Source organism: Streptomyces sp. CB00455 (genome assembly GCF_001905445.1).
Lineage (GTDB): Bacteria > Actinomycetota > Actinomycetes > Streptomycetales > Streptomycetaceae > Streptomyces.
Genome location: NZ_LIVQ01000018.1, coordinates 1 through 14,269, shown reverse-complemented (window position 1 = coordinate 14,269; position 14,269 = coordinate 1). Strand labels below are relative to the sequence as shown.

Below are 14,269 nucleotides of genomic sequence, written 5' to 3'. Positions count from 1 at the left end.
GAACGACCGTGACCCGGCTGCCCGGTGCCAGTGCACCCGTCGGCCATGCCTGGCTCAAGGGACGACCGAGGATGTGCTCCATTGCCTCGCGGTCGCCTACATCCTCAGGAACAGGGTCGGAACTGTCTGTCATAGGCCCCGCTGCCCGGTGCCGGTTGCGGCGGATCTCCGGGCTGACCGTGGAAGGGCTGCGGCCAGACTCCGCCAGGATCGCCCGAACCGTCGCATTCTCGCGCAACCGGTCGGCGATGTGGATCCGGTCGGCCTCGGACAGGTACCGCGACGGCACGGAAGGCGGCTCCACCGCGGTGATCGGTGGAGCCGCCTCGTTGCTGCCGGACGCGCCGCATCCCTAGCGCCAGCGTTTCCCGGTCCGCCGGTTGATCCCGACGATCCGGCACGCTTCCGTGTGCTTACGCCCTGCTGCATGAGCCGGAAGTATGCCGCTCGCTCAGCGGTGAGCTTCTTCCGTCCCTGCGGCTGCCGGTCCTCACGGATCTCGAAGTCCATGCCACCCCTTGAGCTGGAGTGTGTTGCAACGACTCCCAGAATCTAAGGAAATCTCCGGGGCCTTCCGCTGTCGCCCTGGGCCGGCAGGGCCGCACGGCGGACGTGCGTGGGCGCTCAGTGCAGCCCGAGCACACCTACTTCAGGGATGTGAATTCGTGCTTCTCCGGGCTCGTCTCCCGCCACAGTACGGTCACACCGTCGATCGTTCCGACCCAGAGCGAGCCGAAGCATCCGGTTCCGAACTTCAGCTGAATCCTCGTCGCCCCCTGACCCGTGTCAATTGACGACCAGGTGCCGGCCCCTGGATCCGGAACCCCTTCACGACAGTCCCGTTTGCCGAAGTCGACACCCTTGGATTCGAATGAACCGTCCGCCTTAAGAGCGACTTCGGCTCCATCCTTGCCCCAGGAGCGGACCAGTGAGTCTCGATCCGCCGAGACCCCCTTCGGATACCCCGCCCCGGCGTCCTCAAGGGCCGCACAGGAAGACACGACAGGAGCGGAAAGAGCCAGGAACAGTGCGACCACTCGAATCGATTTGAGGGTTCTCACTTATTCGGACCCCCGTAGTTGTAATTTCGCGGAATTACCACTCGGAAGACGATCGTCATGGCCTGCCCCTTCCCGTGCCCCAAGACGCCGACATGGTCGACATTCTTCTGCAGGAACTTATCCGCCGGAGTGCCATAGCCCGTCTTGGCGTGAGCGAAGGACGAGACCGTCATTCCATTGGTGATGCTGATACGCGCCTGAACGCCATTTACTCCTTCGCGGAGTATCTCATAGTTCGCTGTGTACGAACCCAGAACAGCCGTGGCCAGCTTGGCGTCATCGTGCGTGGCGATTGCGGTCAGGTCCTCCCTGAGCTGACTGGACTGGCCGGCGGCATCCTTGTCGCCGATGGAGTTGGAGGTCAACTCACCAGACCTCTGACCCTGACCGTAGAAGAGGTGCCCGATTTCATTTCGGTGCGCTGCGGTGAGATCGCTCTTCATCACGTCTCGCGCGACCTGACTGTTCTCCCCATAGGTCATTTCGGGCGACAAGGCCCCCATTGCCCAAAGGAATCCCACCATGGTCACCGACCCGTTGTTCTGCCCCCCGTAGACGGCGTCTTCGGGGTTGCAGGACAGGACCGGATCGAACTGGCACGCCCGCTCCTTCGCGTACTCGGGGGCCGCGATGGTGGGAGGGATGTAGGGGAGCGGCGTGATGATGCTGACGAAGGAGCCGGGCTTGTTGCCGGAACCGCCGTTGCCCCCCTGCTTGCCGCCGCCGCCACCGCCGCCGCTACTGCCGCCGCCGCCACCGCCGCCCCTACCGCCGCCACCACCACCGCCGCCCCCACCGTCGTCGTCATCGTCCACGTCCTCGATGTAATCGCCGTTGGTCCAGCCGCCGCCACCGCAGTAGCCGTAGCTGCCGCAGCTCTCGAGGCCCGTCGGGTCGCTGAAGGTGAGCGGGCTGTTGTTCGCGTAGCTGTAGCCGTTGAAGGACTGGTGCTGGTCGAGGCTCAATGCGGGGTCGACGCTGATGAACTGGCCGAGGGCCGCGTCGTACTCGCGTGCGCCGACGTGGGTCAAGTTCGTGCCAGTGTCCTCCGGCTTGTCGAGGAAGCGTTTGTCGTCCGGCCAGTTGGCGGCCGCCGGTCCGCGCGCCGAGCCGAACGGGGTGGTGTAGCGCTTGGACACCGCCTGGGTGTCGTCGGCGGAGATGGTCAGGGACGAGGTGCCGTGGGCGTCGGCCGCGACGAAGGACAGCTTGGCGGTGCCGGATTCGTTGGTCAGTACCCCGACCTTGACGGCCGCGATGCTGTAGGAGCGGACTGCCCACTTCTTGGCACCCTTGAGGTGCACCTCGTTGGATCCTGCGTAGAGGACGGTCTCGCCCACCGGGTCGCGGCGGATGAGGAGCTCGCCGTCGGCGTCGTAGACGTAGTCGGTGGCGGTGGCGCCCTCCGTGGTCTTGGTGAGCTTGCCCTCCGGACCCCAGTTCAGGGTCTGGGAGGTGGCGCTGCCCGGCGTCTCGGCGCGCTTGGTGGTGTTGCCGGTGGCGTCGTAGGTGTACTGGGGGGTGATGCCGATGCAGGTGGCGCCGGTGGTGGTGGCCGCCACGGCGTGTGAGCGGGCCGGGTCGTAGCAGTAGGTACGGGTCTGCGGGGTGCCGGTGTTGGTCTTCTCCGTGGCCCGCTGGCCCGACGCCGTGTAGGTGTAACTGTTCCAGTACGGGGCGGCGCCGTCGAGGTTGGCGGCGGTACGGCCCGAGACGGCGCAGTTCGCGGTCTTCGGGGTCCAGGCCTCGGTCAGACGGCGCTGGGCATCATAGGTGAAGCACTGGTTGTCGGCCTTGGTGAAGCCGCTGAGCGGGGCCGAATCGAAGATCGACAGGACGTTGCCAGCCTGGTCGTATTTGTAGGTCAGCTCCTGCAGCATGCCGTTGTGGGTCTGGTCGTTGACCGTGGACTTCAGCAGACGGCGGGTGCCGTCCTCGTAGGTGTTGCCGATGAACGTCTTGCGGACACCGGCGGCCGCGGAACGGGCCAGCGTCAGCTGCTCGATCTCACCGATCGGGGAGTACGCCACGTCCTGCACGTAGTCCGTGGTGCCGGAAAGCCCCTTCGGCAGACCGAAGTTGTTGTAGTTGACCTGGAGGGTCTCGGCGGGCAGACCTGCGACCGCCGGTGCTGCCACCGTGTTCGCAGTCCCGTCGAGCCGGTAGGTCATCGTGTGGTCGGTGGTGGCCGCGATGGCGCCCGAGGTGACGAGCGGGTCGTCGGAGGGCAGGGTCAGCCGGGTCATCGTCGGACGGCCCAGGGTGTCGTAGGCGGTGACGGACTTGGTGTACGCCTTGCCCGTCAGGCCGCCCTCGTAACGGGTGGAGGCTGTGGGAGCCCCCTTACGGACGCTGTCGTAGGTCCACGCCGCGAGCTGGTTGGCGTCGGACTTCGGCGACTTCCACAGAGCGGTCTTGCGACCGACCTCGTCGTAGGCGTACTCCAGGACCGTGTTGCGCGAGTCCTTCGTGGTCGCGATCTGGTCGAGCGCGGTGTAGGTGGTGGTACCGGTGCCCTTGTCGGGGTCCGTAGCGGTGGTGGTCCTACCGAAGAGGTCGTAGCCGTATGTCCACTTGGCGTTGTCTGGGCCGGTGGTCGTGGCCTGCTTGCCGTCGACCGTGTACGTCTGCTTCACGCTGGTGTACGGGGTACCGGGCGCGGTGCCGCGATAGGCGAGGTCGTTCGGCGTCGTCCCCGAGTAGGTCCGGGTCTCGACGGTCCGGCCCAGTGCGTCGGTGATCGTACGGGTCGCGGTGCCGCCCTGGACGGCCGTGGTGGCGGTCGAGTCACCGGTGTAGCTGGTGGTGGTGGACTGCTTCTGCACTCCGTAGACGAGGAGCGAGGAAGTGACCGGTCGGCCGAGGCCGTCGAACACCGTCGCCGTCTGCGACGGCGTGCTGCCGTACTCGGCGCGGGCGTAGGCGCCCTCCGGCCCCTTGTCCTTGTCCCAGATGTCGGCGTACGACTCGTAGGCCAGGCCGCGGGAGTCGTAGCGGGTGTCCGTCAGGATCCGGCCGCCGTTCGGAGACGGGGTCTGCGTCTGCAGCGGGCGGAGCAGTGCGTCGGCGATCGTGTAGACCGTCTTGTAGGTCGTACCGTCGGCCGTCAGCGTGCTGACCGAGGTCCACGGCTGCTTGCCGCGTTCCAGGAGGTAGTCGTACTTGGCGTTCGGGGACTGCGACTGGCCGCGGTTGGGCAGCCAGGTGGCGGTCACGCGGCCGAGGCCGTCGTAGGTGTTGAAGGTCGAGGCCATGTTGGCGTCGATGGATCGCACGGTCGAGCCGCGCAGGTCCGTGTAGCTGTAGCTCTTGTGCTGCTGCCCGTTCGAGGCGAGCTTCGGCTCCGTGACTACCGTGATTTCCAGCGGGCCCGCGGCTGCGGGTGTGTAGCTGGTCGTGGTCGTATTCCCGGCCGCGTCACTGACGCTCAGCGGACGGCCGAGCTTGGCGGCGGCCGTGTCGTAGGTGGTCTTGGTGACGGTCTGCCAGCCGGCGCCGCCAGCCGGGTTGCGGTCGGCGGCGCCGGCTGCCGCCGGGTAGGCCTGGGCGCGGCCGGTCCAGGTGGGCAGGCCCAGGGTCGGGGTCTGGTTCGCCGTCCAGCCGGTTGCGGCGTTGTCGTCGTACACGGTGGCCAGGTCCGACAGGACGTCGCCACGGGTCGCCGAGTTGGCGGGCAGGCTCAGCTTGTCGTCCGTGACCGAGCACTCCGCGCCTACAGTGCGGTTGCGGGAAGGCAGGCCGGAGATGCCCTTGGCATCGTTGCGGGCGTACCAGGTACGGGTGCAGGTCTCGTCGCCGGTCTTGGCGGTGTCACCGGCCGACGATATCGACGTCGGCAGGCCGTAGGCGTCATAGGCGGTATCGGTACGGGTGGTTCGCCAGGTGTTGGAGCCCGTCAGGAAAGTGTGCTTGTACGCGGTCTGCGAGCGGACGAAGAAGGCCTTGATGTTGGCGTACGACTTCTGCTGGCTCGCGGTCTCCTTGCTCCACGGGTCCGTGACGGACACCGAGAGCGGCGTGTTCCCGTCATACGTGATCTGCTGGCGCTGGAAGCCCGCGTACTGGTCGTCGTCGTTGACGTCGGGGATGGTCAGGCCCGGCACGGGTACGGCCGCGACCGTGGTGGTGCGGGTGGCCGTCGTGCCCTTGCGGGTATCGCCGCGCATGCCCTGCATGAAGACCTTGACGGTCTTCGAGCGGGTCTTGCCGACGGCTCCGGTGTAGGTGGTGACCTTGCCGTAGCCCCGCCAGTCGGACCAGGTGCGCTCGTCCTCGGGTGTCAGCGGGTCGTCGTTGTGGTGCCAGCCCGGGTTCGCGTACTCATAGGCGTTCTCGACGAGGTCGTTCTGGCCGGCCGGGTCCGCGATGGTGACTGCCGTGACGTTGTACTTGTGGAACCAGTCGAGCTTGGGGTCACCGCCGTTGATCGGCCAGTAGACCGGGTAGCAGGACAGCGAGTTGTCGTCCTCCGCCACCGGCATCTTGGAGCCGCGCACGCACTCCGGGTTGGAGAGGGTGACCGTGGTGATGGCGCCCGTCTCGGACGTGATCGTATTGATGCGGGGGCGGTTGAGCGGGACGATGTTGTCCCCGTCGATGTCCACCCGGTTCGGCTTCATGTGGTAGGTGAAGTCCACCGGCGGGACCTCGACCGTACCGCCGTTCTTGCCCGTGCGCTTGATGGACTTCAGGACCAGGGACTGGTCGCTGGTGTCACCGAGGTCGCCCGGGTCCAGGTACTCCTGTGCCAGGTCGAAGGTGTCCACCGGGGCGTAGTTGTCCGGCTCCAGGGCCGTGGACCACGCCAAGGTGTTGATCGCCGTCATCCGCTTGCGGGTGAAGAAGGCGGGCCCGGACGCCCGGCAGTCGGTTTCGCTTGCCGAGCAGATCGAGTCGAAGGGGACGTCGGGCCAGTTGTCCGAAGTGTCCTTCGTCAGGTTGGTGCAGCTCGCCGCGAAGCACCGCTCCTTGTAGTCGAAAGTGACCTTGTGGGAGGGCGTGCCGGTGAAGAGCGAGTCCGAGCGCTGGCCGTAGCGGATCTCGGAGAGAGTGCCGCCGCGCGTGTAGGGCAGTAGCTTGGTCTTGTCGCCGTTCTTCGCGTAGTTGTTCGTCTCCGCGGCGTACCAGTAGGTGGCGGCGTTGCCGTGAACGTCCTGCACCATGTCCACGTTCCAGCGCCAGGCCTGGGTCTCGTAGCGGCTGGCGAAGGTCGAGCCCTTGCTGTAGCCGGGCTCGCCGGAATCGTCACCGAAGACTGGGACGCTCCAAGTGGAGTTGGTGCGCTCGGCGCCCGCACCTGGGAGCTTGTTCAGGCCGAAGGTGTAGGTCGTACCGTCACCGGTGACCACCTTCCAGTACTCGCCGTCGTTGTCGCCGTTGTCCGCGCCCGTCCCCCAGGTCACCTGGGAGGCGTCGTCGTCCTTCAGACGCCACCTGCCCGTCGCATCGTCCTTGACCAGCTCGCTGGACTTGCCGTTCAGGACGAGCGAGGCATTCTCGTACTTCCAGCACAGGTCGAACTTGTCATCCTGTCCGTCATCGTCGCACGAGCCGTACTTGCGCTCGATATACGACGAGGTCAGGTCGAAGCCCTCGCCGACCTGCGAGCCCTGGTTGTTGGAGTTCGCGGTCCGGCCGTCGACGTTTCCCGAACTGTACGAGAGCGACAGCGAAGGTGTAGGACCCGCCACGGCGCCCGGAACCGTCAACGGATAGGACCAGGCGAACGCCCCGGACGCGGCTCCCGACTCCCAGCTGGAGGAGGCCGCGAGCGGGGTCGCCGCGAAGTCGCCCCCGCCCTGTGGCGAGGCCGTTTCCGTCGCCATCACGGCGAAAACCGCCGGGGCCTTGGTCTTGGTGGTGGTTGTGGTTCCGGCGGGGAGCGAGGTGACGTCGGCCGTCACCGTGCGGTTCTTGATGTCGTTGGCCGAGGGCAGCGGGGTGGTCTTTCGGCACTCCGCCTTCTCGGGCGTCGTCAGCGCACAGGCAGGCAGGCTGACCAGCCCCAAGCGGGTGGACCAGCTGCCACCGACCGCCGAGGCGAAGGAGCCGTAATCGACGGTCAGCTGCGCTGGCCCGTTGGTGGGACCGGTGGCTGAGAAGATCACGCCGGTGATCCCGGCCTTCTCGGCCGCCTTCTGGTCGAGGACCTTGACGGTCGACTTCCCGACGTCTCCCTCCGGAGCCGCGGCGGGCGCCGCCGGCCCCTTGGGCACGGACGGATTGAGCAGCGGGCTCTTGACCCGAGCCGTGGACCGTACGTCTACCAACAGGCGCGAGCCCGACCGTACGGCCGAACCCTCCAGCGTGGCCGCCTTCGGCCAGTCGGCCTTGGCCTCGGCGCGGGCCCGGTCCGCCTGGACCTTGTTCTCGGCCTGGTTCCTGGCCACCAACTCCCGGGCTTCCTTGGCGCCTTGCGCGTTGACGGCCCGGACCTTGGCGTCCTTGTGCTTCGCGATCTTCGGGGCACCCGGAAGGTCCGCGGCCTCCGCTATCGGGGTGATGACCCCCGGCACCGCGAGGGCCACGGCCAGTGCGGCCGCCAGCGGCAGCCGGTGGCGGATTGTTCCGCCTGGTGGTCGGATGGACACGAATGCTCCATGTGGATAGGGGGTTTTGGGTACGGGTGAGGCCGTGGCCGCCCAGTGCGGGGCGGCCACGGCAAATCGGTGGTGGAGTCGGAGGGTCAGCTACCGGAGCCGAAGACGGTGTCCGTGACCTGCTGGGCGTCCTTCATCGCGCCGGACCACAGGCGCATGTCCTTGATCTGGCCGGGCAGGAAGTTGCCCCAGGCGCTGTTGGTGAAGCCCTTGCCCACGGCGAGCTCGCCGCTGCCGACGCTGGCCGTGTAGGCCTTGGGCTGGGCCTGGCCAGCCGCGCCCACGTAGAGGGTGATGGTGCCGTCCTGAGCGTTGTGGACACCGGTCACCTGGACGCCCGCGTTGAGTGCGGCCGGGCTGTCGCTGGCCACCGAGGTCCCGGTGCCATCGGCCGTCAGGCGGCCGAAGTGCCAGCTGCCCTCGACGAAGTCCAGCATCTTGGTCGGGTCCTGCTCGTCCGGCTCCTGGCGGATGCCGGTCTTCTCGAACCACAGGCTCCAGGAGGAACCGGTGGCCGTGCGCTGGCCGATGACCTGGGCTTTGTAGCCGTTCGGCTTGGCGAGGAGGGCGGTGTTGTCAAGCTTCGCCTCGGCCGTCACCGTGAACGAACCCGTGTCGTCGACGACCGGACCCGCGACGGTGGCCGCCTGGGTGGAGCCGTTCAGGACCAGGGCGCCGCCCGTGACGGGCGTACCGGTGGTCGCGGTCAGGGCGCGGCCATTCCCGGATGTGTCGGCGTAGGCGGGGCCGGCCGTGGTGAGGTTCCAGGATCCGGCCAGGTCGACGTGGGGCTTGCCGGTCGCCGGGTCGATGAGACTGGAGTCCTGCTTGATCTCTTCGGCGCTCTTCTCGTCCTGCCAGGCCTTGACCTCGTCAATCCGGCCTGGAAGCTGCTCTGACCAGGCGGCGGACTGCTTGGCGGCGCCGATTCCCATGACTCCGGTGGAGGCGATGGGGTTGGTGACGGTCATCTGGCCCTGGGGCTGCCCGTTGACGTAGAGCCTCGCGAGGTCGGTGGACTCGTTGTATGTGGCGGCGACGTGGGTCCATACCCCGGGCTGTGCGGGGTTGAGGCCGTTGAGCCGTTTGATGGCGCCGGTTCCGCCTGCCGTGTCGTCCGTGGCCATCTGCATCGACCAGGGCTGGCCGGCGGCGGCGGTGATGGCGACACCGCTGAAGTTCTTGCCGCTCTGGCTCAGCATCGAGTAGGTGCCGTCCGTGCGGTCCAGGCGGACCCAGCCGGCCACGGTGAAGGAACTACGCGTGTCGAAGGCCGGCTTGGCGCTGTTCGCGTACTGGCCGTTCGTCAGCTGGAGCGAGCGGTCCTCGTGCGGGGCGGGCGTCTGCACCCAGCCCCTTCGGCCACTCGCGGGGCGCTGGGCTCCGGCGGCGAGATACATGTTGTTCCTGAGCGCCGGGTCGGTGGTCGAGGTGTCGATGGCCTGGCCGGAGGCTTCGTCGAAGGTCCAGTAGCCGATCGGGTTGGGGCCCTCCTTGACCACGAAGTCGACGATCTTCGTCGCGCCCCAGCGGCCTGCGGAGTCCTTGGCCTTCACGCTCAGCTTCATCGTCCCCGACAGCGGCGGAGTGATCGAGACGGTCGGGTTCGAGCCGGTGATCTCAGTCCAGGTGGTGTCCGTGGACAGTTTGTATTGGAATGCTGTGACGGTGTCGCCGCTCGCTGGAGCGAAGGTGAACTGACCCGCCTGGCCGGGCTTGCCGGCCGCTGTGCACGCGGTGCTGGTGCACTGGCTGTAGGGAGCTCCGAAGGTGACCGCTGGGGCCTTGGGGGCACTGGAGTCGACCTTGAAGTAGCAGTCCGCACTGGGAGCGCTGGTTCGTTCGTTGCCGTCCGCGTACGACCGGGTCCAGGTCCGGAAGCGGTACTGGGCGCTGTCCGTCAGCGTGGCGGGCGGGTCACTGGTGACCTTGACGTTGTCCCCCACGAATCCCGAGGATGGCCGACTGATGTAGTCGGCGTCGGCCGCGTTGGCCTTGACCGGGGTCCAGGTGCCGTTGGTTTCCTTCTTCTCGGTCTGCATGAGAATCCGCAGCTGGGCGCCGGACTCACCACCCCATATGGTCTCGGTGATCGCGGTCATGGCCGGAGTCGGGTCCGAGACGATCGACGGTTTGGCCGGGTCGTTCGCGCAGATCTCCCCCGCACCCGTGACCAGGCCGACGTAGATCGGCGTGTTGGGCTTGCCGATGTAGTCGACGGACAGGACGGCGTCATTCCGGAAGCGCTTCCATGCGGCCGTGTCCGACTCGTCCTCCGCGCGCAGCTCCAGGTTCAGACGGTTGTACCGGCCGTTGGCGAAGTCGCGGACGGTGGGGGTGAGGTTCTCGTCCGGCTCGTCAGGAAGGTTGTCGGAGAATTCGACCGGCGCTGCGGGCGAATTGGGGTCGCAGGCCGATCCACGGCCGGCCGACAGCCAGCGGTCTCCCATGAGGTCGGCGTAGTTGGGTTTGTTGCCCCAGTTCGTCGAGGGGCCGATCTCTCCGTCCATGCGGACCAGCCACACGTTGCGCAGGTCGCACTGGAAGGCCCACGGCTCGGTGACGCGGAAGCGGGCGTTCAGGACTTCCTTGCCGACGAGCTTGCTCGGCGAGAACTCGAAGTAGAGGCGCTGTACGTAGCCCGGGCCGCAGTAGTAACCACTCCAGGAGCCGCACTTGCCCATGCCCTTGCCCAGGCCGTCGTCGCCGTTGTCCCAGTTCCAGAAGGACACTCCGTCGTTGCGGAGCGCGGTGTGCTCGGTCCCGTCGTCGAGGGCGACGGAGGGGTCGATGTAGAGCGGGAAGGCCGCGGGATCGCTCTGCTTGAGGATGGCCGTGTCCGGTACGACGGCCAGCGAGTCGGCATCGACGTGGATGGCCATTTTCGCGACCTGCGAGCCAAGAGCCGGCCCGTCCGCGGGGTCTCCTGACGGCTCGGCGCCCGCAGGCGCCTTCGGCAGGGTGCCGCCTTCAGCCTTGGCAGCGGCGACCTTCTCCTTCGGGGACAGCGCGAGTGGGGCGGGCACGCCCTTGGAGTCCCACATCAGGGCAGGGGGCGCTTTGAAGACTCGGTTTCCGTTGGCGTCGGTGGCGGCAAGGCCGCCGTCGTTGCCAGTGTTGAGCTGGACGTCCTTCGTCTGGAGGTCGAACTCGACGCGCTGGAGCTTCGGGTTTTTCGCAGCCTCGGGGGTCTTCACCACGAGCACCTCGCGGAAGCCCTTGAGCGTGGCCGTCATCCTCAGGTCCACACCGGGCAGGACTTCCGGGTACACGGCGCTGTCGCCGTCCAGAACCGGCTTGGGCAGGACACCGCCCTGCCAGCCCCAGGACATCGAGCGCTCCCCGCGGTCGATGGTGACCAGACTGCTCTGCCCACCCCCGCCGGAAAAGCTGATGCCGGCGACAGCGGCCTTCGGTCCCACCGATCCATCGGCGCGGACCTCGAGCGTCGCGTCCGGGGTGACCCAGCCCGACCCGCCCTTTGCCTTGACGCGGACCGGAACGGCTGACGTATCCAGGCGGAAGGACTTCCCGTTCGGGTTCGCGAAGGTGGTCGACGAATCGGTTCGCTCGCCCACCACCTCAACCGGCTTACCGGACTTCTTCGCCGCAGCGAGCGCCTGCTCGCTCTCCGTCGTGGGTGCTGCATCGGCCGCAGCGGCCGACGGCGCATACGCCGACGCGACACCCATGACCATTGCCATGCCGAGCGAGGTCGCCACGGCATGACGAAGCCGCCGACCCTTGATCACAAACATAATCCCCCATATTCATTCGGCGCGGATAACTCCCCAGTCCCCACGCCAAGCCAAGCCGTCTACTCGCCCTCACAATTGAATGCCATTCACATATCAACGGCCATACCGGGCAACAAGCTGCCAAATACATTCAGGGCGAAGACATACTCTTCTAAATGTCACACATGATCAGCTAGGCGCATGACGCCGAGTACAGACCGCAACGGTCGACACCCCCAGGCACAACCGCCTCCCGATCGAGGTACGCCTGCCTACCAGTTGCTCACAGGGCGAGATTAGAGCACATGTTCAAGCGGGGCGAGGCATGAGTGGCGCATCTCCCACTCAAGGACCCTGCGCGAGCGATATCCACCTCAGAACCCCAAATGTGGCGTCACACAATTTTCGTGACATTCTCGCTAGTAGCGACTCGTAAAGGGTGTTCCTTAGGGTGTGTCTTCCGGATTTTGCCGGGCCCCGCTGCACCGCACCTCGCTGCGTTGCCGGGCCCGCCCCCGTCCTTCGCTCTTCCCGTGGGGCCGCTCCCACGGCGCGCCGCTGATGCGGAAGGTACCCACCAGTAGGTTTGCAAAAAGCCCTGGATACAGCGTTTTGACTGTCCGCCAGCGGCGTTCGAGGTTGGCGGGACAACGTGCGTGCGGCGCTGTGCCGTCGTGCGCGGGAACGAAGGAAATCATGGGTTCGATATACAAGCGCATCGGCGCGGTCGGTTCGGCCGCCCGGCTTCGTGGTCGGGGGCGGGTTGCCGGTCAGGCCGGCTGCTTCGCGCAGCAGGACGGCGGCTTCGGCAGCGGCTTTCGCCTGCGCCCGGTATTCCTGCGCGCGGTGCCAGGAGGCTGCGGCCTCCACCGCCTCCACGAGCGCGATCAGCAGGGTGAGGACGACCGCGGCGCCGCCGCCGCATGCGGCGCGGGGGCCCGCTCCAAGGCCCTCGTCGAGGCGCGCCATCCGGCACGGGCGCGGCCCTCCAGGGAGCGGGCACCCGGGGGGGGCGGGCGGCTTGCTCGAAGGCGTCGGCCGCGACCTGGACGCGGTCGCGGACCAGGGCCGGGGAGTGCGCGGCGGCCACCGCCAGGAGGTCGCCCAGGGCTGCGACGTCGCCCGCGCCTTCGACCTGCCCGGCGCGGCCCAACAGGGCGGACGCATCACGGATCCGGTGCTCGGCCAGCACCCAGTCGGCCGAGGTGACGAAGGGCTCGAAGCGTTCGCGGACGCGGGGCAGGAACAGGTCGTAGGCGAGCGTGGAACCGGCGAACCAGACCGGGCGGGTTCCGCCGTCGGCGCGGTCTCCCGGCAGCGCGACCGCGTACCCGACCAGGGCGCCGTCATCGTCCAGGCGTTCGCGCATGCGCAAGCCCGCGTCGCGGAGACGGTCGAGGAAGTCGGTGTCGTCGTGGGCGAGCGCGGCCGCGGTGCGGACGGTGCGCTGCAGGGACTCCCGGGCGGTCTCGGCGAGGCCGCGGCGGGCGGCTTTTTCGGCCTCGCCGGTGACGGGGCGTCGGCGCGCGGTCCGGTCGAGCGGGGACATCGGGGTCAGGTCCCAGCGGGCTTCGAAGGCGCGGGCGGCGGTGTGCATCGCGGGGATGTCGCCGCGGACGCGGGGGTGCCGGCCGTCCTGGCGGGCGAGGGTGGCCGCGAGGTGGATGTGGTCGTCCGCGTGCCGCACCGCGATCCACCGGCGGGCCTGCTCGTCGCCGTGCTCGGCGATGCCCGCGGCGTGCACCATGGCGGCGGCGACCTTGCTCCATTCCGCGTCCGACAGCAGCCGGTCGCCGGGCGCGTTGCGGACCGAGACGTGCCACACGTGCTCTTCCGGCTTCGGGCCGCGCAGCGCTTCCACGGGGGCATCCAGGAGCAGCGCCAGATCGGCCAGCGACATGCGCGAGGGGGTACGGGCCGGGCACGGCAGATCCGGGTCCCAGCCGGCGACGAGGTGAGGGTCGACGTGCTCGTCGCGTACGCCCGGACCGAAGAGGTAGTCCAGGAGGTCGATCGTCGTCGAACCCGTGGCCGCCTTCTTCGGCATCACGACCGCGGGCGCCTCTCCCGCATCACCTGGACCGTCCCCTCATCCACCCGGGCCACCGCGCCCAGGGCCTGCGCCACGACGGTGGCGGCCGTCTCCGCAAGGCCGGCCACAGGCGGCCCGTCGGCGGTCAGGGCGCGGAGCGCGGTGACCGTCTCCCGCAGATGCACGCGGGCCTGGACCAGCTCCCGCAGCACATCCCCGGCATCCCGCGAGACCGGCACCAGCACGTGCTGCGCGACCGCCATCACCTGCCGGCCCGCCCACGACACGGGCGACATCCCCTCCCGCCCCGCCGCCAGCCTCACGACCTCCAGCTCCGCGTCGTTGAACGACAGATTCACCCGCCGCCCACGCGGCGCGGACGTCAACCGCTCACGCCGCCGGCCCCCGCCGGAAGAACCCTCAATACCCATCGATAACCACTCCCGGATAACGCCCGCCGGGCCTGCCGAATACGCCGGGCCCTTCGGGTCCAGTCAGTCCGTACTGTTCCAGTACGCACTAACTGGCTGCCAATTTCTAATGCCTGAAAAGGTTGCAGGACCGTGCGCCCGCGAGCCGGGAAAAGCAGGCGCGCCGACACCCGACACCACCGCCCGCCAGCAACCCCCGAACACCCACACCCGCACACCCACACCCGAACACCCCCAACACCACGCGCACCACACCACGCCCCACCCCGACGACGGCTGCCGCGGCGAAGAGAGCACAGGTCAGAACAAGCAGTCCGCAGGCGAGGCGGTGACCGGCGCTGTGGCCGGAGTCATGGTCCTGACACTCGCGGAGAATCTGCTCGTCGCGCGAGCTGGGAGCTGTCCTACG

4 protein-coding genes and 1 pseudogene are annotated in these 14,269 nt (G+C 68.0%); all 5 read right to left on the bottom strand.

Going from position 1 to position 14,269, the window contains the following annotated elements:
* Positions 1–151: 151 nt before the first annotated feature.
* Positions 152–510, bottom strand: a pseudogene (locus AMK16_RS38440) (helix-turn-helix domain-containing protein); the annotation flags it as partial.
* 547 nt (positions 511–1,057) lie between these two features.
* The gene (locus tag AMK16_RS36850) at positions 1,058–7,651 is read right to left on the bottom strand and encodes an RHS repeat domain-containing protein (protein WP_242439064.1); all 6,594 of its coding nucleotides are present in this window, start codon (positions 7,649–7,651) and stop codon (positions 1,058–1,060) included.
* 95 nt (positions 7,652–7,746) lie between these two features.
* Complete coding sequence (locus tag AMK16_RS33770; protein ID WP_242439063.1) at positions 7,747–11,382, bottom strand: LamG domain-containing protein; 3,636 nt, start codon at positions 11,380–11,382, stop codon at positions 7,747–7,749.
* Positions 11,383–12,091: 709 nt separating this feature from the next.
* Positions 12,092–13,447 carry a hypothetical protein gene (locus AMK16_RS36480; RefSeq protein ID WP_158071282.1) on the bottom strand — a complete coding sequence of 452 codons (1,356 nt, stop codon included), beginning with the start codon at positions 13,445–13,447 and terminating at the stop codon, positions 12,092–12,094.
* A complete protein-coding gene (locus AMK16_RS33760) occupies positions 13,444–13,788 on the bottom strand; it encodes a hypothetical protein (protein ID WP_242439062.1) in 345 nt (114 codons plus the stop codon). The genes AMK16_RS36480 and AMK16_RS33760 overlap by 4 nt, the downstream gene beginning before the upstream one ends.
* Positions 13,789–14,269: the final 481 nt, after the last annotated feature.